Raw genomic sequence first — 20,399 nt, 5'->3', positions numbered from 1 at the left:
CTTCCGCAGCAGTTCGGCCATGCCGAACTGCGAGGACCAGCGAGGGGCAAGGGCCGCCGCGTGCGCAGAGGGACGCCCAGGGGGAGCGAGGCCTTACGCTGCGAACATTGACTTTCGGTTGAATTCTGCCTGCACCGTTCGAAGCATGAGATCGGTATCCTCGAGGCCCTGATGGCGCTCGGCTTCGTTTTCCGCAAGGGTCCCACGGCGGCGCGCCCAGTTCTCAAGGGCGGCGGGAGCGGATTCGCGCGGCAGCGAGACAACTTCACCGTCGAGGCGGCGGCAGATGTCGCGCGAGTCGATGACCACGATCTTGCCCTCGCGTCGCGCCTCGGCATAGCCCTCGAGGTGCATCATGAACCAGGAGTCCTCAAAAGCGGCGTTGTGGGCCATGATGGGGTGGCTCGTCATAAGGTCGAGGAGCCGTGCCTGCAACTCGCGGTCTTCGCGGAAGAGCGGCTTGCCCTCGATGTCCGACCAGCTGATGTGGTGGATGTTCTCGAGCGGGACGCCGGTTTCCTTGTAGGGGTTCTCGGGCAGGCCGAAGAAGTGCGCTTCGCCGTCGCGCGGCACCGCGGTGCTCGTGAGGTCCATAAGCTCCCAGCCGACGTTGATGATGTAGCCGCGCTCGGGTGCGGTGCCCGTGGTCTCTATGTCGATACCCAGCACGGTGCCACTGACCTTCTCGCGCACATAGGCGACGCCGAGTGCGTTGCGGTCACCGCGCACCTCGCGCTCGACCGAGGCGAGCGTGCGGCCCTGCATCGTTGCGATGCCTTGGCAGATGTCGCGGTCGGAGAGGCTGCGCGCGAGCACGCTGCTCGCGGTGTTGCGGAGGCGCGACTCGCCGATGGCATCGCAGAGCGCGCGGTTGCGATCGCCGAGCTCGCGCACCACGTCGAAGCCGAACGAGGTGTCCTGGCCTTCATTCCAGGCGGCGACGAGCGCCTTCAGCGCCTCCTCGCCCTTCTGGCGTTCCGCCTCCATGACCTCGTAGCCGCCACCGAAGATGAACTCGGGGATATAAAACGCGTATGCGTAATCAAGTGCCTGCTGGGTATTCAAGAGGGCCGTCCTTCCCTGATCGATCAAAGTATCTATGTTTGCTCTATGAAACTTGCATGGGTACAATAACTCAACTTGCTCGGCGCGCTATGGCACCGGCGCGAAGGGTATGAACCTTTCACAACTACGCTTTTCGCTAGATAGCCGCGCCGTGCGCGCGACGATTATGCTTTGCGTACGACGGCCACGCTTTACGTTAGGGGAACGCTCCCGATGGAATTGTTTGAACATATCGTGACGCACGCGCTGGAGGATACGCTCCCCATCGTGCCGTTCTTGCTCATTACCTATTTGGCGCTCGAGCTCCTGGAACACGCAGCGGGCGATCGGGTGAATGGCGTCGTCAAGCGCGCTGGTGCGGCGGGGCCGGTGGTGGGCGCGCTTCTCGGCATCGTGCCGCAGTGCGGCTTCTCCGCCATGGGGGCGACGCTCTATGCGGGACGCGTCATCACGCTCGGCACGCTTGTGGCGGTGTTCCTCTCGACTTCCGACGAGATGCTGCCCCTGCTCGTGGCCGAGCGCGTGGATGCGGGCCTTTTGGCACAGGTGCTTCTGGCGAAGGCGGCGGTTGCCGCGGTGGTCGGCCTCGCTGTCGACGCCGCGCTGCGTGCGCTTCGTCGCAATGCGCGGGCCCATGCCGCCATGCGCCGCGGTGTGCTGGGGCCTGCTGCCGTGGCGGGCGATTCCGCGGTCGAGCAGGATGTGATCGACGAGCTCGCGGAGGCGGGGGAAGGCGCAGACCATATCCATCGCCTGTGCGAGCGCGACCACTGCGGTTGCGACGACGATCATGAGGCAGGGTCTTCGGGTCATGATCACGGCCATGATCACCACGGCGGAGCGTGGCCGGTCGTTCGCAGCGCCCTTTCGCATACCGTACAGGTGACCGCGTTCATCTTCCTCGTCACCATGGCTCTCGTGGCGGTGCTCGAAACGGTGGGGGAGCCGGCGCTCGAGGCGTTCCTGAGCGGAAACCGCATGCTCGCGGTCTTCGCCTCTGCCCTCGTGGGGCTCATTCCAAACTGCGCGGCCAGCGTGGTTATCACCCAGCTTTACCTTGAGGGAGTGCTCTCGTTTGGGGCTATGCTCGCGGGTACCCTCGTAGGAGCCGGTGCCGGCTTCCTGGTGCTCTTCCGCACCAATCGGAGCCTGCGAGAGAACGTGGTCATCCTCGTCGCGCTGTACGTGGTGGGCGTCCTATGCGGCATCGTGCTCACCGGTATGGGAATGTAGGCCGGAGGGCCGGTGCGGCTGTGGAAGCCAGCGCGGGCGTGGTGGCTGGCGCGGGCGGAAAGCCGAGATACGGGCGGGATGGCCGGCGCCGGCGGGCTTGAGCGAGAGGCGGGCCGGCCCCACGCATCACGCGAGGTGCAGCAGCGTTTTCTTAAGCGATGCGATGTAAGAACAGGCCGCTTCTGAGCTTCGGCTCGAACCAAGTTGATTTCGGCGGCATGAGAAGCCCGGCATCGGCTACCGCCATGAGCTGGTCCATGCTTGTTGCATGCAGGGTGAAGGCTACGCCGAGGGAGCCTGCTCGCTCTTCGAGCTCCGTCGTCCCGCGAATGCCGCCTACGAACGCGATGCGCTCGTCGAGTCGTGGGTCCCCAATGTCCAGGATCGGCTCAAGAAGATGCTCTTGGAGGATGGATGCGTCGAGCGCCGCAACAGGCCCCGCGCTTTGCGCCTCTGCCAAGAGCTCGGGCGAACAGGAGAGCTTCCACCAGCGTCCAGCGCTGAACAAGCCGAAAACGGTTGGCTGCTCGGGTTCGACGGGGCCGGTATGCTCTTCGACCTGAAAGCCTGCTGCCTGCACCCGCTCGATGAGCTCGGCTGGCGAGAGCCCCGCGCGGTCGGCGACTACACGGTTGTAGGGGAGGATGGTGAGCTGGCTTGCGGGGAACAGTACCGAGAGGAAGTAGTTGAAGGGCTCCTTGCCAGTGTAGGTGCCCTCTGCCTGGGCCTTGCTGCGAAGGTCGTGGGCGGCGCGGACGGCCGAAGCGGTCCTATGGTGGCCGTCTGCGATATAGAGACTCGGCATACGATCGAGCATGGCATGAATGGCTTCGATGCTCTCGGGACGATGGACGCGCCAGACCGTCTGCTCGATTCCCTCCTCGTCGGTGAAGTGGTACAAGGGCTTGCCGGTTTTCACGGCGTCTAAGATGAACTGAAGCACCGGCTCGTCTCGGTAGGCGAGGAAGATGGGGCCGGTTTGGTAGCCGAGCGCCTCGATGTGGTCGACGCGGTCCTGCTCTTTGTCTGGCCGGGTGAGCTCATGGCGCTTGATGCGGCCCTCCTCGTAGTCGGCGACGGAGCATACGGCCACGATGCCCGTCTGCGCGCGACCCGCGCGCTTCAGCTCGTAGAGGTAGTAGCAGGGCGCCGCATCATAGAGATAGGTGCCGTCGGCGATGCGTTCGCGCAAAAGCTCCGCCGCGTGCGCATAGACCTCGGGCGCATACATGTCTTGGCTTGGGGGAAACTGCGTCTCGGGCCGATCGATGTTTACGAACGAGAGCGGCCGCTCCTGCACGTAGGCCGCTGCCTCGTCGCGGTCAAAGACATCGTATGGTGGGGCGGCAACTTCGGCTGCAACCTCCGGGGCCGGTCGCGTGCAGGGAAACGGTAAGACCTTCATGGTAGGCCCTTTCAAATCATGCGGAAACGATGGCCGCTCTATTGTACCGTGACGGATGTAGGCGCTTTGCTGACATGGTTGATGCGGCGCTTGGAACAGTTCGTTCGCTATTGGGTGCTTGCCGCAGCCGGTCACGGACGTTCCGGGAGCGCGGGCGCTGCCCCCGGAACCCAACGGCCCTTCTCTCGAAGAGGACGGCTTACGGCGCTGTATTCGATGCGGGCAAGGGATATCAGCTATTTGATAACGCGGACGCGGTACATCGACGAGATGCGCTTGAGGGCATCGATGGTCGAGCTCTCGAGATGCTCGTCGGTGTCGAACATCGTGTAGGCATTCTCGCCGGCGCTTTCGTTGACCATGCGCTGCACGTTGGCGTTGTCCTTGGCGAGGATTGCCGTGATCTGGCCGATCATGTTGGGCACGTTCGCGTGCAGGCAGGCAATGCGACTCGCCGCGCGCGCCTTGCCCATGGAGCAGCTCGGATAGTTCACGGAGTGCGCGATATTGCCGTTCTCCAAATAGTCCTTCAGTTCCGAGATGGCCATATCGGCACAGTTGGCCTCGGCTTCCTCGGTGCCGGCGCCCGAGTGTGTGGTGATGAAGGTGTTGGGCATGAGCACGGTCTTGGGCGTGGCGAAATCCGTCGCGAACCACGAGAGCCTGCCCTCATGGAGGGCGGCGTCGACGGCATCCTCGTCAACGATGGTCTCGCGTGCGAAGTTGATGAGCACCGCGCCGGGAGCGAGGAGCGCAAGCTGGTCGGTGCCGATCATGCCCACGGTGTCCGCCTTGCTGGGCACGTGGAGGGTCAGGTAGTCGCAACCGCGGCAAAGGTCTTCGAGGGTGCCCACGCGCTGCACGTCGCGGCTGAGCTCCCAGGCATGCTCAACGGAGATGAAGGGGTCGTAGCCATACACATCCATGCCCAGGTAGACGCAGGCGTTGGCAACCTTGGAGCCCACGTTGCCCAGGCCGATCACGCCCACGCGCTTGCCCTTGAGCTCGCGTCCCACGAACGCCTTCTTGACATGCTCGGCGTGGGTGAGGATATCGGGGTCGTCGGCGTTCTGGCGTACCCAATCCATCGATTGCACGACGCCGCGGCTCGAGAGGACCATCATGCAGAGCACAATCTCCTTGACAGCGTTCGCGTTAGCGCCCGGAGAGTTGAAGACCACGACGCCGCGCTTCGCGTAATCGTCGATAGGGATGTTGTTCACACCGGCTCCGCAGCGCGCGATGGCCCGGATGCTCGCGGGCAGGTCGTATCCGTGAAGGTCGGTCGACCGCATGAGGATGGCGTCGGCTTCGGCCGTGTCGTCGACAAAGGCATAGCCGTCGCCGAAGGTGACCTGGCCGTCTTTGGTGATGTCATCGATGATTTTGATGTTTCGCATGAGTGCTCCCGTCAGGTTCAGGGCGTGTCTCCTGCGCTCGGGCAGTCCTGCTCGCTCGGAGGCGCCGCTGGCGCCTCCGGCTCGTGCGGAACTCGCGCAGGAGACACGCCCTGAACCCTGCGCACGCGCGTACAAGTCGGCGGGAATTCGAGAGCGGGGGCCACGTTGGGTGCAGGGGGTGCTGGACCTGTGGTGGCGCGGCGGGCGAATCCTGCCAGGAGGCTAGCAGCGGCCTTGCGGGCCGGGGCTGCTAGCCTAGTTAGATCGACGGCTCTTCTCGAACTCTTGCATGTAGGCTGCGAGCGCGTCGACGGATGCTTGGGAAACGGCGTTATAGATGCTCGCCCGCATGCCGCCCACGAGGCGGTGCCCCTTGATACCCTCGATGCCGCGCTCGCGAGCACCGGAGATAAACGCTTCGTCCAGTTCCGGCGTGGCGCAACGGAAGGTGACGTTGCTGATGGAGCGAGATTCCGGCTGCGCCGTGGGCACGAAGATCTCGCTGCGGTCGAGCAGGTCGTAGAGCGTCTTCGCTTTCTGGCGGTTGCGCTTTTCCATGGCGGCGAGCCCGCCTTCGTTCTCGACCCAACGGAACACCTTGCCGCACAGGTAGATTCCGAACGTGTTCGGCGTGTTCATCATCGAGTCCTTGTCCGCCTGCGTGCGGTAGCTCATGTACGAGGGGCAGCATGCGAGCGCCGGGCCCTCGCCCAGCAGGTCGTCGCGGACGATGACGACGGTCACGCCCGCAGGGCCGGCGTTCTTTTGCGCGCCGGCATAGATGAGCCCATAGCGCTCGACGTCGAGCGGCATGGAAAGGAAGCAGCTCGACACGTCTGCGACGAGCGGGGTGGCTCCGCAGTCGGGGAGCGAGGAGAACATCGTGCCGAAGATTGTGTTGTTCTGGCAGATATAGACGTAGTCGAGGTCTCCAGCTGCGGCCCGCTCCGCAGCGGGCGCAAGGTCGGGGATGCGATCGAAGCCGGTCTCTTCGCTCGAGGAGAGCGCCTCGGCCTCACCATACTTTCGCGCTTCCTGCCATGCAAGCCTGGCGAAGTTTCCGGAGACGATGTAGCCCGCCCGGCCTGTGCGCATGAGGTTCATGGGGATACCGGCAAACTGCAGCGTAGCGCCGCCCTGAAGGAACAGCACATGATAGTTGCTTGGGATGCTAACGAGCCGGCGCAGCGTGTCCTCGGCGTCTTGGATGACTTCGGAGAACGCGTGGGAGCGATGGCTCATCTCCAGGATAGACATGCCGCATCCACGGTAATCGAGCAGTTCGGCCTGGGCCTCCTGGAGCACGCTTTCTGGGAGCGCAGCAGGACCGGCGGAGAAGTTATGCACGCGTTGCACCGAAACCCCCTTGTCTATGCAATATCGGAGTCTCGTAACTCTACCATATGCCCTACGGCGCAACGCGACCGTCGCTCAGTTAATCCCAGTGAAACACTCGAGATTTCGGGCATCCCGAGGGGCGCCGGCGGCGACGGGGCGCGGGGGCAAGGCCGGAGCGTCGGCGGCGACGGGGCACGGTGGGCAAGGATGGGGCACCGGCGGCGAAGGCCTGCGGGAGAACCCAGCCGGGCGTGAGCGATGCCGTGCGGAACGGGTGGCGGAGCGGGTACAATACAGGCACGAGCGCGCATGGCACGCGTTCGATGCACGGAGGAGACGCCATGGCGATTTATGTGATGTCGGACATTCACGGACATGTCCGTGCCCTCGAAGAGGTGCTCGATCTTGCGTCCCCGGGCGATGACGACGAGGTCTACGTCCTTGGCGACATGGTCGATCGCGGGCCCGCGCCCGTCGACGTGATTCGTTGCGTGCGGTCGCTTCCGAACGTCCACGTTCTCATGGGAAATCACGAGAACATGCTCCTCGACGTGCTTCTCGATACGGGGGAGATGGATGGCTTCACCTGGGCACTCAACGGCGGGTTCGCTACGGCGACCGGCCTCGACGTGCTCGATCGCGATGAATACGCCGAGCTCATCGATTGGATGCGCGGGTTGCCGCTGTTCGCCGTGGCAGAGACCGAGAGCCGTCGCTACATCCTCACGCATGCGGGCATCGACGCGATGGAGGCGCGCGGGTACCTGGCGACGGCGGGAGTAGACACGAGCGAAGGGCGCGGTGCGGCGGAGGCCACCGAAGAACAGCTGCTCGATATGATGTCGCGCCAGCTGCCGGAAACCCTGCTGTGGACGCGCGAGGAGTTTTGGGGCCAACCGACCGGATTCGTGGGCAAGGATGGCACCGGTCCCGTCGTGGTGGTGGGCCATACTCCGTCGATCGTGCTTTCGCGCTACGCGGACCGCATGGCAAACGAAGGCGTTAACGAGGATGGCCGCGGCATCGTGGTCCCCGTGGGAGCATGCGATGCGACGGGCGGCGTTGCCGATCGCATCGATATCGATTGCTCCGCGGCAGCGGGCGCGCCGAGGGGGCGCGTGGGGCTCGTACGCCTCGATGACGGAGCCGTTTGGTACGGCACCATCAAGGACGGCGAGTAGTGAGACAGTTTCACCCGGCACAACTGTCTCACTCCGCATGAGACAGTTGTGCCGGGTGAAACTGTCTCGTTTGCGCGCGTCCGGCCGCTATGACGAGAACGGGTTCCGCTCCTTGCGGATGGCGCGGCGAATGTTGAGGTATTCCAGAATGAGCAGCACGAGCAGGAAGGCCATCGACGCCAGATAGCTCACCACGGCGCCCGTGAGCCCGATGAGGTTCACGAGCACGAGCGAGAGCGCCGTGACCGCCACGAATGCGAGCAGGTAAAGGCGCATCACGGAGCCTTGGCGACGAAGCACCGTCACGATGGCGTACAGGAAGTCAATCGCCGCGATGACGCCGCCCGCGATGACCATGAGGTAGCAGAGGAAGCGGAACTGCTCGAAGTCAACGCCGTACATGAAGCTCGTGAACGGTATGCCGACCGTTGCCATGAGGATGCCCACCGCTGCGGTCACGCCAACGATAACGGCCACCATCGCGAGGATGATGAGGTCGAACCGGCGGCGCTTGCGCGGGTTGGACCAGATGTTGGCCAAGCGTACGAGCTGGGGCTTATAGATGAAGCCGATGATGATCTGGATGCTTTGCGACGGGAAGTACAGCGCATTGAAGTAAATCTGGTTCTCGTAGGGGAGCGATCCCTCCATCACGAGCTTCGGCATGGTCTCGATGAGGTTGAAGAGGAAGAGCGCCGCAAAGAGCGGGAAGCACTGGCGGAAGAGATCGATGACCTCCTCCATGCGCCAGCGGCGTGACTTCTCGGTCTCGAGCAGCGCGAGCGGAATCGTGACGAGCACGAGCGATGCCACCGCGGCGATGCCCATGGCGACGGATGCCACGGCGATGTTGTGCGTCACGAGCAGGAAGAGCGTGAAGATGAGAAACACCGCGCCCGATCGGAGCGTCTGCGAGATGCCGGCGAGGTAGAGCTTGTCTGCCTGCTGCAGCCGCCCCTCGTAAACGTCGGCGATGCCGTCGACGAGCTTGAAGAGGTACACGCCGGCACAGATGGTTGCCATGTAGGGCTGGTAGTCGCGCACGGTGCAGTAGAGGATGCCGAGCACGAGCGCGGCCGCGGCGGAGCTCCAGCGGTTGATCTGGTACGAGGTGAAGGCATGCGTCTCGTCGATGTCAGAAACCTGGAAGTTGCGCACGCCGTAGTTGGCGGCGTACATGAGCAGCATGCCCGTGGAGAACGCGAGCGAGAACATGCCCGCCTGCTCGGTGCCGGCGAGCTGGGTGGCGATGATCGAGAGGATGGGAAGCGACATGCCCCATACGGTGGTTCCGATGGTGTTCCACACGTAGTCGCGCGAGGCGCTGTGCGATTCGTATTCCTCTTCCTGCTCGCTGAGGGAGCCCTTGTACACCGACTGGAGCAGGCGCGTCCACCATTGGTTGACAAGGCGGGCGAGGTAGGGCTGGCGGCGGCGCCGCGCAGCGGGGTGGCCCGCGTTGGCGCGCGCAGCGCGGGAGGGGCTCGCGGCCGGCGTGCCGCGACGCTCGGCGAGCTTAAGGCGGAGGGTATCGAGGGGATTCAAGGACACGGCGTTCCTCTTCATCGGGGTCATGACCGTTCACGGTGTCGTGGTGCGACAACGCGTGAACGTCAATTATAATCAGTTACCAGTGTAGTTGAGCGATGTACACAGTTGTTACGGACGGCGCGGCTACTTGATCGCTCGGAGTGCGCGCCAAGGGCTAGAAAGGTACTGCGAATGATCGAGACGATACTGCTGGAAAACGGAATCAACTGCGATTTCGATCGCGTCCATGTGGACTGGAGCCCCGCGAAGCTCATCGAGCACTCCGTGTCGCACCATGAGGCATACCTCACCTCGACCGGTTCGCTCTCCGTGTCGACGGGCGCCTTTACCGGCCGCAGCCCCGAGAACCGTTACATCGTCGACGCCGGTGAGGCCGACGAGCAGGTGAATTGGAACAGCAAGACCAACAAGCCCATCGACGAGGCCACCTATAAGCGCGTTCGCAAGAACGTGGTGCGCTACATGTCGCAGCGCCGCCACCTGTTCGTGATCCGCGGCTATGCGGGCGCCGACCGTCAGTATGCGCGCAAGGTCATGGTCGTATGCGAGCGCGCGCACCAGGCGCTCTTCATCCAGAACATGCTCGTCCGTCCTTCCAAGGATGAGCTTGAGGTCTTCGGCCGTCCGGACATCATGGTGCTCGCGGCGCCCACGTACGTGTGCTCCCGCGACCGCGATGGCGTCGAGCCCGCTGCGGTGATGCTCGATATGAACGGGAAGCAGATCGTCGTCGCCGGTACCGGCTACTGCGGCGAGATCAAGAAGGCCGTCTTCACGATGATGAACTACCTCCTGCCCATCGAGGACGGCGTGCTCCCCATGCATTGCTCTGCCAACGTCGATCCCGACACCGGCAAGACCTGCATCCTGTTCGGCCTCTCGGGTACCGGCAAGACCACGCTCTCGGCCGACCCGGCGCGCCTCTTGATCGGCGACGACGAGCACGGCTGGAGTCCCCGCGGCGTCTTCAACATCGAGGGCGGCTGCTACGCCAAGACCATCGACCTCACGCGCGAGCGCGAGCCAGATATCTACGACGCCATCCGCTTCGGCAGCGTGTCCGAGAACGTCAAGCTCGACCGTAAGAGCCGTACGCCCATCTACTCCGATAGCTCCATCACCGAGAACGGCCGCGCCGCCTACCCGCTCACGCACATCGAGCGCGTGGTGGAGTCCGGGACGGGCGAGGTGCCGAGCGTCGTGCTCTTCCTCACGGCCGATGCCTACGGCGTGCTGCCGCCCATCTCGCGCTTGAGCCGCGAGCAGGCAATGTTCCACTTCCTTACGGGTTACACCGCCAAGGTTGCGGGAACGGAGCTCGGCGTCAAGGAGCCGCAGCCCACGTTCTCCGCGCTTTTCGGCGAGCCGTTCATGCCGCTCGACCACATGGTCTACGCCTATTTGCTGGGCGAGAAGATCACGCAGAACGATACGCGCGTCTACTTGGTGAACACCGGCTGGACGGGCGGCCCGTACGGCGTCGGTCACCGCATCGCGCTCTACCATACCCGCGCGCTCGTCAAGGCTGCTCAGGACGGTTCGCTGGACATCGCTGGCTACAAGCACAACGACGTGTTCGACGTCGAGGTGCCCAACGAGTGCCCGGGCGTGCCCCGCGAGCTGCTCGACCCGCGCGGCACCTGGGACGACCCCGCTGCCTACGATAGGGCCGCGGCCGAGCTCGCGTCCAAGTTCAAGGAGAACTTCGAGAAGCGCTATCCGGGCGTCGACCTTAAGAGCATGACGCGCGTTCGCTAGCGAGTTGACGCCGCGCGGCGCCCTGGCGGGCATGCAAAATCAGGACAGAGGGAATTTTGCAAAGGCAGTCTGTCTCGCCAGGGCGTCGTTCGCTGAAGCTGGCTCAATCCGCGATGATGATGCAGAGCCGGTGACTTACATCACTTCTATCAGGTCTGTTGCGGTATCATGGTCGCGACATACCGCCCCATCCCCGGATGGGGCATCGCGAGCGCGTGCGTGCCGACACCGTAGGGCAAAGAAGGTGGTCGGCGGGTGCGCGTTCGTTCGTTTTGGGTGCCTGATGGCGTTCAGGTCGAAGGGCGCCTTGCGAAAGGAGCGACATACATGAAGAGATTTGTTGTCGAGGATTCGTTTTGGGAGCTCTTTCCCCAGGCGGTGATCGGCATCGCTGTCGCGGAGGGCATGAAGCCCGCGGCCAGCGTTCCCGCCGACGATGCCGCAGAGATCGAGCGCCTGCTCGACCGAGCCAACGTGCAGGCCGAGCGCTTCATCACGAGCGACGTTATCTCAGAGAATGAGCCGGTGCGTGCCTGGCGCGAGGCCTACCGGGCCTTCAAGACGAAGAAGGGCGCGCGCTGCTCCATCGAGAACCTGCTCAAGCGCGTGCTTAAGGGCAATCCGGTGGGAAGCATCACGCCCTCGGTGGATATCTACAACGCCATCTCGCTCAAATATGCGTTGCCTGTGGGCGGGGAGGACATCGATGCCTTTGAAGGCGATCTGCGCCTGGGCGTGACGGAGGGCGGCGACCCGTTCCTGCCGCTCGGGGCAAACGAGCACGACGACCCGACGCTTCCCGGAGAGGTGTGCTACCGCGATGACGCGGGAGCCGTGTGTCGTTGCTGGAACTGGCGCGATGGCGTTCGTACGGCGCTTACCGATGAATCAAGCAATGCGTTCCTTATCATCGAGTGTGTTGAGCCTGAGCGCGCTGACGACTGCCAGGCGGCTGTTGACGAGCTCGCTCAGCTCGTGGAGCGCTACTTGGGTGCCACGATTCGCGTGAAGGCCCTCGTGACCGCGGAAAACCCGGAGGTCGTCATCGCCGATTAGTAGCATGTGAGACAGTTGTGCCAGGTACAACTGTCTCAGAGACAATCGTGCCTGGCACAACTGTCTCATGCCTGGCACAACTGTCTCATCTGAGGGGCGGGGGAGGAGGTCCGTATGGAGCGCGAGGGATTCTTCGAGCGCGTGTACGACATGGTGGAGCAGATTCCCGAGGGGATGGTTGCCACGTACGGACAAATCGCCCGCCTGGTGGGCGAGCCCCGCAAGGCCCGCTACGTGGGCTTTGCGCTCCATAGCAATCCGCGCCCCGGCGAGGTCCCGTGCCATCGCGTGGTGTTCGCCGATGGAAGCATCTGCGAAGGGTTCGCATTCGGCGGTCCTGAAGCTCAACGAAGGCTTCTTGAGGACGAGGGAGTCGCCTTCAAAGACGAGACGCATGTTGATATGAGGCTGTGCCGCTGGCCTGCAGGCACAGCGTGACAAAGAGGGGGAGCCATGGCGAACGTACCGTTTTGCACCTGCACCGACCATACATGCCCGAATAACCCGTGCAACCATAATTCTGGCTGCACGCCGTGCATTGCGAAATGCCTGAAGCAGCATGAGATCCCGACCTGCTTCTTCAAGGACATCTCGACCGATTTGCTGCCCGGCGATGAGCAGGATTGGACCTACAAGGGCTTCGCCGAGCACGCGTTGAAGCATCTGGATGCCTAAAACTGGACGTCTGGCTGGCGGGTCGCTTTTACAACGTGCTGCTAAGCCGGGCTGAAGTGCCGATCGAGGTCGCAATTTGGACGTTTTGCGTTCCAAAACGGCAAATACACAGACTTCAATTCGTCAATGCGGTTTGGCGCAGGGGCGTCGTGCTTCGGCAAGCAGAAGGTAAGCTCTAGCTAACTTATGAAAGACCTATGAAGGTGTCCTGGGAATCTGGACGACGCCCATATAGTTTACTAAAGTTAACTCAACGACCGAGAGGTAAAGGCGATGAGAAAACCTCTCGCGGCGTGTTCGATCGCATCCTCCCCTCTGTGCGATTGGTGTACTTCAGGAAGAGGCCCCTGCGTCCACGTAGGATGCAGGGGCCTCTTCCTGTGCGCGCAATCTGCCGAGCGTTTTGTTCCGCCGGCGGGCGGGGTAGGTTCTGTTACCGATGCTCCGGCTCGATGATGCGCGTGACGAGCTCGGCTAGGGCACCGTCCTCGGCGCGGGTATCCAGTACGACGTCGCAGAAGGGGCGGGCGTCATCGGAGACGTTCGCAACGCCAACGCCGAGGCCCGCGCGCTTTAGCATGTCGAGGTCGTTCGCGGCGTCTCCAAAGCCAATCGTTTCGGAGATGTCGATGCCCAAGAGCTTGGCTAGGTGCGCCAGCCCCGTGCCCTTGTTCACGCCGGCGGGGACAAATTCGACATAGCGATTCGATGAGTATGTGATAGCGACGTTGCCGGGATCGAGGGTGGGCGCAAGCTCCTCGCCTATCCGACGGCAGCGATCGAAATCGATATCCATGAAGATGATCTTCATGAGCTCCTCATCGCCGAAGAAATCATCGAGGCTGCTTACCGAATTGTCGAGCTCGATGCATCCTGGAAAACCCTTCAGATACTCCTGCTCTTCCGGTGGGAGGAACTGCACATAGGTCTCTCCGCTCGTGGTATAGAGGTGCAGCGCTTGGCGATGCTCGACGCCCCATGCGTAGAGGCGCTCGATCGAGGCACGATCCCCGGTGGTAGCGAGCAGCGGCTCGGGATCGCCGTAGCGGTTGATGAAGCCGCCGTTGTACGAGATGATATAGGACCCTTCCATGAGCGACTGATCGACATTGGCGAAGTTGTCCATGATAGATTGATAGGGTCTGCCGGAGCTCGGCACAAAGAGCGCGCCGAGCTCGCGCAGGCGGCGGAGCGCCTCGACGTTCGCCGCGGGAATGCTGTGGGTGCCGTCGAGAAAGGTCTCGTCCATATCGCTTGCGATCAGCTTGTACATCGGCGCTCCTTTAGGTCCAGAGACGATTTGGGAATGGGACTCCCTGTTATAGGTTACCAGCATGAAAGGGGCTTTAGGTCCAGTTCACGACAGCGAGCGCGCCCCAGGCGGGGAAGGTTGCCGTGAACGAGGAGGACGTAGACCTAGGGGTCGCGCCCGACGAGTGAGCGGCAAGATTCCCCGCCTGGGGCGCGCGCAGCGTCAACTAGCTAGTACACCATTCCCATGGCCTCGCGGACCTCGGCGAGGGTTGCTTCGGCAATCTCGTTCGCGCGGCGGTTGCCCTCGTGGAGCACGTCTTTCACGTAGTCGAGATCCTGCTCAAAGGCGTGACGGCGCTCGCGGATAGGTTCGAAGTAGCCGTTTACAGCTTCGGTTACATACTTCTTGAGCTGGCCAGACCCGCCCATGCCAATCTCTTCGGCAATCTCCTCCGGCGCGCGGCCCGTGCAGATGGCGGCGGTCGAAAGCAGGCCGCTCACGCCCGGGCGCCCCTCGGGATCGAAGGTGATCATGCGCTCGGAATCGGTCTGGCTCTTCTTGATGCGCTTCGCCGTTTCCTCCGCGGTCATAGAGATGGAGATGGCGTTGCCGTAGCTCTTGCTCATCTTGCGGCCGTCGAGGCCCGGCAGGAGCGGCGTGTCGGAAAGCAGCGCGTCGACTTCGGGGAATACCTTGCCGTAACGGTTGTTGAACTTGCGCGCGATGAGGCGGGTGAGCTCGATATGCGGCAGCTGGTCGCGCCCCACGGGCACCACGTTGCCCTTGCAGAAGAGGATGTCGCACGCCTGGTGCACCGGATAGGTGAGGAGGAGCCCGGTGAGCTCGTGGCCCGAGGCCTCCATCTCGGCCTTCACGGTGGGGTTGCGCTGCAGCTCCGCCTCGCTCACCAGCGAGAGGAAGGGCAGCATGAGCTGGTTGGCCGCCGGCACCGCGGAATGCGTGTAGATCATGGTCTTTTCCGGATCGATGCCGCAGGCCAGGTAGTCCATGACCATGTTGTAGACGTTGTCTTGGATGTGCTCGGTGGTATCGCGGTCGGTGATGACCTGGTAGTCGGCTATGAGCACGCTGGTCTTGACTCCCATGTCCTGCAGGTCGACGCGCCCCTTGAGCGTGCCGAAGTAATGGCCCAGATGCAGGCGGCCCGTGGGGCGGTCGCCCGTGAGCATCGTGTACTTCTCGGGGTGGAGCGGAAGGTCGGCGCGAATCTCGTCACTGCGCTTGCAGGCGGTCTCGTAGCTGCGTTCGTTGGGCATGGTCGACTCCGTTCGTTCATCTTCGTTCCGGCACATTGCGTCTTTGCGAGGTAGGCGAACGCGCTCAGGAAGAGGCTTTACTTTTTAGCGGCATCATTATCGCGCAGATGGCTCTGAAGGCGCTCGAGTTCTTCGCGGCGCTCCTCGCGGCGGCGCTCGTGCTCGCGCTCCTCGGCAAGCTTCGCTTCGGTGAAGGCCGGGTCGTCGGGGGTGACGATCTCGTCCTCATGGGTTTTGGGGTTGTAGTGGTGGCGCAGCACCGGCTCGAAAAGATGGAGGCGCAGCGCGAAGGCAGCCGAGCAGACGAGCAGCACGATGAAGATGACGATGCGCAGCTCGATGCGAACTTGGTTGATGATGGACGCACCGATCGAGAGCATGATGGACCATGCGTAGATGAGAAGCACTGCTTGCCGTTGGTCGAAGCCCTCTTGAATGAGACGGTGCTGGATGTGGCCCTTGTCGGCTTGTCCGATGCTCACGTGCGCGCGCTTGCGCCGTACGATGGCGGCGAGGGTGTCGATGATGGGTACCCCGGCCACGATGAGCGGGATGAGCAGCGATGTGAGCGCAGCGGTCCTGCTCACCGAGAGCAGCGACACCGTACCGAGCGCAAAGCCCAGGGTGAGGGCGCCCGAATCTCCGAGAAAGATGCTCGCCGGGTGGAAGTTGAAGCGCAGGAAGGCAAGGCAGGAGCCGAAGAGCGCGATCGAGAGCGCAGCAGCATCGGTGCGTCCGGCCAAGATGGAGAAGCTGAACATCGTGATGCTTGCGATTGCCGAGATGCCCGTGGCGAGCCCGTCGAGGCCATCGATGAGGTTGATGATGTTCGCGAACGCCACGAGGTAGATGATCGTGATGGGGTAGGAGAGCCAGCCGAGGTCGATGAAGGCGCCCGCGACGAAGGGGTTGACGATGCTTCCGATGAGGAGCCCGCCCGCGGCGGCGACGCCTGCAGCGACGATTTGGCCTGCTAGTTTAGCGTACGGCTTGAGGGTTACGATGTCGTCCACGACGCCGGTGATAAAGATGATGCAAAAGGCGGCGGCGAGCAGGTAGTAGTTCACGGGCATGCTCGGGTGCGAGACGAGCGCAGAGGGCCAGCCCCAGCACCATGTACCGATAACCTGCAGGATGAGAGCAACGACGAGGCCGAAGAACACGGCGACGCCGCCCATGCGCGGTGTGGGAGTCTTGTTGATGCGGCGTTTGGAGGGGTAGTCGACGGCGTCGACCCGGATTGCGAGTCGCTTGGCCAGCGGCACGAGGGCGTAGGTGGTTGCACATGCGGCGCCCGCAATGCAGATGTAGGGGAAGAACGAATCCATGAGGGCGCTACCACCAAGACGTGTCCGATAACCATCGCCCGCATCGTGCGGGCATAACGCGATACATCATACCGGAAAGGCGGAAGTGGGGCGCCAGTCGCGGCGATTCCTCACCGTCACAGCAGATACGCGACCGGCGTGCAGGGGATGCCGTCGGGCGCGTAGGGGATGCCGTTTGGTGTGCGCGGGGGTGTTGGCGGCGCGGTCTGGTGGCAGGGCGAGCAGACGGCAACACGGCGGCTGTGCCCCGCAAGCGGGCGATAGGTATTCACAATTTGAGATGAGATGATGAAATACAGGTTATGACCTGCAAAAATGGCGGTATGTGACGACGCACGTTACCACGCCCATCATCTAACACGAAGGGAGATAAGTCAAGACTGGTAATCGGTATTCGGCACGATATGATGATGGTGTTCCGCACCCCGTGGAGCAACTGGGTGAACCGTCACGTTTTTTCAGGGAGCCCACACAGTCGTACTCAGTACAGGCATCCTTCGTTGTTAAGGAAGCTGGAACGGGCGATGAGGGCACCCACCTTGTAGAGGTGGGTTCATTTACGCATAAACGGGGTGCGGTCCTTTTGTGTCGGCTTGCGATGGCCGGGCCTTCTTCACAGCTCTCTATCAACAGAATCAGTCGATTGCCGCTTGGGGTTTTGTCCTCTACTCATCGAAACGGTTGATCGCCGCGTGGGGTTTGTCCTATAAGCCCGATCTGGGCAAGATCGTGGCCTATCAGATCTACATCAAGAGCTTTTGCGATAGCGATGGCGATGGCATCGGCGACCTGCCGGGCATCACCTCGAAGCTCGACTACCTGGCCTCGCTGGGAATCGACTATGTGTGGATCACGCCGTTCTTTCCCTCCCCGCAGCGCGACAACGGCTATGACGTCTCGGATTACTGCGCGGTAGATCCGGTCTACGGAACGATGGGCGATTTCGACGAGCTTGTGAGCGAGGCCCGAGCGCGAGCCTCGGCATCATGCGCGACATGGTGCTCTGCCATACCTCCGTGGAGCACGCCTGGTTCCAGCGGGCGCTTGCCGGCGATGAGCGCTACCAGCGCTTCTGATGGTGGCAGGCGGCGGCAGGTGGGGGCAGGCGGCGGCAGGTGGGGGCGGTGCCGGCGGGAATGGCGGGGCGCGGCGGTGTGCTTGCTTGCGGCGTGCGGTGTCCACGGCCGTGAGGCCGGTGCCGTCGCGCATGCGACGGTTGCCGCCGGGGTTGTTGCGGCCTCGTTGCGGCCGCCGCTGGTGCCTGAGCTGGTCATCGCCGCCGCGTAAAGAGGCTTCATCGTTCGATGGGCCACGCTCCCGCGGGAGAGATCCAAATTGTCTGTTGACACTCGCCCGTGGCTTGGTAGAATATCTTTCTGCTTGGGGACGTAGCTCAGCTGGGAGAGCGCTGCCGTCGCATGGCAGAGGCCGAGGGTTCGATTCCCTTCGTCTCCACCACAAGCAATTTACTCGAACCCGTAGGAGTGCCTGCGGGTTCGTTTGTTTTAATCGTTTTTGCATCCTGCCTCGGATGGCGTGGCGGGGCGCGGGGCGGGGGCGCTATGGACATCGTTGCTGCAACGGAGCACGACCTTCCGGCTGTCGAGCGGCTCTACCGGGGTGTCGCCGACGAGATGAACGGTGCTCCCCACGACGTCTGGTGGGACTTCGGCGTGCATCCGACCCACGAGGGGCTGCTTGAAGCAGCCCGCTCGGGCAATTTGTTCGTTGCCGTTGCACAAGCTCCAGAGGAACAGCTTTTCGGCGATGAGCCCGAGTGCGAAGCGGGCCGGCCGGTCGCAGGCCTCGGCTGCAAGCCGTCGGTGCTCGGCGCGTTTGTGCTCGATGCTCGGCAAGGGACCGATTACAGCCTCGCGTCCTGGCTCGTTGACGCCCCCTCTGGCCGCGTGGCCGTCATTCACCTGCTCGCCGTGGCGCCAGGGGACCGCGGGCGCGGCGTCGGCCGGGCCCTGTTGCGCGCTGCCGTTCGGGAGGCGCGCTCGCGCGGTGCATGGTCTCTCCGCCTCGACGTATTCGACAACAACGCCCCTGCGATTTCGGCATATCGCCGTGCGGGATTTGCCGATCTTGGCATCTTCGATATCGAGGTCGGGGGCGGATTGCGGCATCCCTCGCATCTCATGGAGCTCGACCTGCGTGAGACAGATGAGAAGCGATGACGCGCTCTCTATTGCTCCCCTCAACCCTTAGCGCGTGCGAACTCTGCCCGCGCAGGTGCCGTGCAGATCGAGCGGCGGGCGAGCGTGGCGTTTGCGGGGCAACCGACACGCTGCGGCTTGCCCGCGCGGCGCTGCATTTTTGGGAGGAGCCGCCCATCTCGGGCGAGGCGGGTTCGGGCACCGTGTTCTTCAGCGGATGTCCGCTCAAATGCGTCTATTGCCAGAATCACGAGATTTCGACGGGAAACTTCGGCATCGATGTTTCGCCCGAGCGACTCGCCCAGATCATGCTGGAACTTCAGGATCAGGGCGCCCTCAATATCAACCTCGTGACCGCGACTCACTATGCGCACCTGCTGCCGGAGGCAATCGCTGCCGCCCGTGCGCAGGGGCTCGCTATCCCCATCGTCTACAACACGAGCGGGTACGAGCGCGTGGAGGCAGTGCGCGAGCTGGACGATCTCGTTGATATCTGGCTCACCGACTTCAAGTATGCCGATGCCGGGCTGGGCCGTGCTCTTTCGCATGTGCCCGACTACCCTTCAGTCGCTCAGAGCGCGCTCATTGAGATGGCGCGGCAGCTTGAGCGCCATGGGGGAGGAGCCGCTCGCGCAGATGGCACCTGGACGCGCGGGATCATCGTGCGCCATCTGGTGCTGCCGGGGCATGCCGAGGATTCTTGCCGTGTGCTCGATTTGATCTGGGACGCGGTTGGCGACGTCCCCATTTCCGTCATGAACCAATACACGCCGAACGCTGCGATGCGCGCGGCGGGAGGCGAGCTCGCCCGCGCGGTTACCCGGGAGGAGTACGAGCGCGTGCTCGATCATGCCGACGACCTCGGGTTCACGCAGATGTTCTGGCAAGAAGGCGGAGCGGTGGACGAGAGCTTCACCCCGCCCTTCGATACCACGGGCGTGCTTGAGCGCGCGGATGCGCGATAGGGTGCCGATTGGGGCCTTTCGGCATTCTCGGATTTGGCTGAATGCAAGTTTTGGGCACTTCGCGGGGCATCTTCAAAGTATACGGAAGACCGGCAATTCATCTACCTGCTATTTCTTTGGCGTATTGTCTTCGTGTATTCAAGGAATCGCTTCTGGAGTGCCCAAAACTTGCACATTGCCCGGGAATGTCAAATTGGGGACTGTTCCTCATTTGACGTGACACAGCGGGGTATACTTCAACCCGATGATTGCCCGTGCGGCACGGTGCCGCCTTTTTGAGAGGACCACTCATGGCAGATGGAGATGCTCGTCCGCTTACCGATGAGGAGCGTGCCGAGCTCGAAGCGCTTCGCGCCGAGAAAGCGCATCGCGAAGAGCAGGAGCGCGCACGTCGTGAGCGCGCTGAGCTTGAGGCGCTCCGTGCCGAGCGGCGTGAGGTTGAGGAAGCGCCTGCGGCCGAGCCCGCCGCGTCGCCAGCGTCGCGAGCGCCGAAGCCCGCTGCCGGCGAGGCCGCCCACGGTGCTCCTTCCGGGTCCACCGGGAAAAAGACCCATGAGCGAACATTCGGCGAGCGCATGGTGCTTTCGGAGGGCGAGGACGATGACGGCATGCCCTCGATGCCGCCTGCCCAGAAGATCACCATCGGCATCTGTCTTGTTGTCGCCTTGTGCGTAGTCGCCTATATCGCCCTAAGTAACCTCGGCATGCTCGGATAGCACATTCTGCCTGCGGCCGAGCCGACGTGGTCCGTGC

Annotated in this window: 18 protein-coding genes and 1 tRNA gene; 11 read left to right on the top strand and 8 right to left on the bottom strand. The window is 63.0% G+C overall.

Going from position 1 to position 20,399, the window contains the following annotated elements; all coding sequences use genetic code 11:
* Window positions 1-93: 93 nt before the first annotated feature.
* Window positions 94-1,065, bottom strand: a complete 972-nt coding sequence (locus HGEM_RS06315; protein ID WP_019128583.1) for a 3'-5' exonuclease — start codon at window positions 1,063-1,065, stop codon at window positions 94-96.
* Between the two features lie 213 nt (window positions 1,066-1,278).
* Here HGEM_RS06315 and HGEM_RS06310 point away from each other — a divergent pair, with 213 nt between their 5' ends.
* Window positions 1,279-2,298, top strand: a complete 1,020-nt coding sequence (locus HGEM_RS06310; RefSeq protein WP_019128582.1) for a putative manganese transporter — start codon at window positions 1,279-1,281, stop codon at window positions 2,296-2,298.
* A 151-nt stretch (window positions 2,299-2,449) separates the two neighbouring features.
* Here the strand turns inward: HGEM_RS06310 and HGEM_RS06305 are convergent, their stop codons facing one another.
* From HGEM_RS06305 to serC, 3 genes are all read right to left on the bottom strand, one after another.
* Window positions 2,450-3,703 (bottom strand): DUF1015 domain-containing protein, encoded by a 1,254-nt coding sequence (locus HGEM_RS06305; RefSeq protein WP_019128581.1) that lies wholly within the window; start codon window positions 3,701-3,703, stop codon window positions 2,450-2,452.
* A gap of 236 nt (window positions 3,704-3,939) precedes the next feature.
* Window positions 3,940-5,103 carry a phosphoglycerate dehydrogenase gene (locus tag HGEM_RS06300; protein ID WP_019128580.1) on the bottom strand — a complete coding sequence of 388 codons (1,164 nt, stop codon included), beginning with the start codon at window positions 5,101-5,103 and terminating at the stop codon, window positions 3,940-3,942.
* A gap of 255 nt (window positions 5,104-5,358) precedes the next feature.
* Entirely contained in the window at window positions 5,359-6,459 is a 1,101-nt protein-coding gene (gene serC, locus HGEM_RS06295; RefSeq protein ID WP_019128579.1) for a 3-phosphoserine/phosphohydroxythreonine transaminase, read from the bottom strand.
* A 323-nt stretch (window positions 6,460-6,782) separates the two neighbouring features.
* On the opposite strand from serC, the gene HGEM_RS06290 reads away from it, so the two are divergent.
* On the top strand, window positions 6,783-7,622 hold the full coding sequence (locus HGEM_RS06290; protein ID WP_019128578.1) for a metallophosphoesterase family protein: 840 nt from the start codon (window positions 6,783-6,785) through the stop codon (window positions 7,620-7,622).
* Between the two features lie 87 nt (window positions 7,623-7,709).
* On the opposite strand, the gene HGEM_RS06285 is transcribed toward HGEM_RS06290, so the two are convergent.
* Window positions 7,710-9,173 carry a lipopolysaccharide biosynthesis protein gene (locus tag HGEM_RS06285; protein ID WP_019128577.1) on the bottom strand — a complete coding sequence of 488 codons (1,464 nt, stop codon included), beginning with the start codon at window positions 9,171-9,173 and terminating at the stop codon, window positions 7,710-7,712.
* A 171-nt stretch (window positions 9,174-9,344) separates the two neighbouring features.
* Here HGEM_RS06285 and pckA point away from each other — a divergent pair, with 171 nt between their 5' ends.
* From pckA to HGEM_RS06265, 4 genes are all read left to right on the top strand, one after another.
* Window positions 9,345-10,931: a phosphoenolpyruvate carboxykinase (ATP) gene (gene pckA / locus HGEM_RS06280; protein ID WP_019128576.1), complete on the top strand. Its 1,587-nt coding sequence runs from the start codon at window positions 9,345-9,347 to the stop codon at window positions 10,929-10,931.
* A 327-nt stretch (window positions 10,932-11,258) separates the two neighbouring features.
* Window positions 11,259-11,987, top strand: a complete 729-nt coding sequence (locus tag HGEM_RS06275; RefSeq protein ID WP_019128575.1) for a B3/B4 domain-containing protein — start codon at window positions 11,259-11,261, stop codon at window positions 11,985-11,987.
* Window positions 11,988-12,101: 114 nt separating this feature from the next.
* Window positions 12,102-12,425, top strand: coding sequence for an MGMT family protein (locus HGEM_RS06270; protein WP_019128574.1), 324 nt, complete (start codon window positions 12,102-12,104; stop codon window positions 12,423-12,425).
* Window positions 12,426-12,440: 15 nt separating this feature from the next.
* Window positions 12,441-12,662, top strand: coding sequence for a DUF6485 family protein (locus HGEM_RS06265; RefSeq protein WP_019128573.1), 222 nt, complete (start codon window positions 12,441-12,443; stop codon window positions 12,660-12,662).
* A 433-nt stretch (window positions 12,663-13,095) separates the two neighbouring features.
* On the opposite strand, the gene HGEM_RS06260 is transcribed toward HGEM_RS06265, so the two are convergent.
* The 3 genes from HGEM_RS06260 to HGEM_RS06250 form a co-directional block, all read right to left on the bottom strand.
* Window positions 13,096-13,935 carry an HAD-IIB family hydrolase gene (locus tag HGEM_RS06260; protein ID WP_019128572.1) on the bottom strand — a complete coding sequence of 280 codons (840 nt, stop codon included), beginning with the start codon at window positions 13,933-13,935 and terminating at the stop codon, window positions 13,096-13,098.
* A gap of 209 nt (window positions 13,936-14,144) precedes the next feature.
* Entirely contained in the window at window positions 14,145-15,194 is a 1,050-nt protein-coding gene (trpS, locus tag HGEM_RS06255; RefSeq protein WP_035100749.1) for a tryptophan--tRNA ligase, read from the bottom strand.
* Window positions 15,195-15,271: 77 nt separating this feature from the next.
* Window positions 15,272-16,522 carry a glycosyltransferase family 4 protein gene (locus HGEM_RS06250; protein ID WP_019128570.1) on the bottom strand — a complete coding sequence of 417 codons (1,251 nt, stop codon included), beginning with the start codon at window positions 16,520-16,522 and terminating at the stop codon, window positions 15,272-15,274.
* Between the two features lie 699 nt (window positions 16,523-17,221).
* Here HGEM_RS06250 and HGEM_RS10475 point away from each other — a divergent pair.
* The 5 genes from HGEM_RS10475 (at window position 17,222) to HGEM_RS06225 (ending at window position 20,362) form a co-directional block, all read left to right on the top strand.
* Complete coding sequence (locus HGEM_RS10475) at window positions 17,222-17,809, top strand: alpha-amylase family glycosyl hydrolase (RefSeq protein WP_230197231.1); 588 nt, start codon at window positions 17,222-17,224, stop codon at window positions 17,807-17,809.
* A 95-nt stretch (window positions 17,810-17,904) separates the two neighbouring features.
* Window positions 17,905-17,980 (top strand) — tRNA-Ala (locus tag HGEM_RS06240).
* A gap of 104 nt (window positions 17,981-18,084) precedes the next feature.
* On the top strand, window positions 18,085-18,702 hold the full coding sequence (locus HGEM_RS06235) for a GNAT family N-acetyltransferase (RefSeq protein ID WP_019128569.1): 618 nt from the start codon (window positions 18,085-18,087) through the stop codon (window positions 18,700-18,702).
* On the top strand, window positions 18,699-19,646 hold the full coding sequence (locus HGEM_RS06230) for a radical SAM protein (RefSeq protein ID WP_019128568.1): 948 nt from the start codon (window positions 18,699-18,701) through the stop codon (window positions 19,644-19,646). Before HGEM_RS06235 ends, HGEM_RS06230 begins: the two co-directional genes overlap by 4 nt.
* Before the next feature lie 290 nt (window positions 19,647-19,936).
* Entirely contained in the window at window positions 19,937-20,362 is a 426-nt protein-coding gene (locus tag HGEM_RS06225; RefSeq protein WP_019128567.1) for a hypothetical protein, read from the top strand.
* Window positions 20,363-20,399 lie beyond the last annotated feature (37 nt).

Origin of the sequence: Enorma massiliensis phI (genome assembly GCF_000311845.1) — a bacterium.
Lineage (GTDB): Bacteria > Actinomycetota > Coriobacteriia > Coriobacteriales > Coriobacteriaceae > Enorma > Enorma massiliensis.
This window is presented reverse-complemented; position numbering and strand designations above follow the sequence as displayed.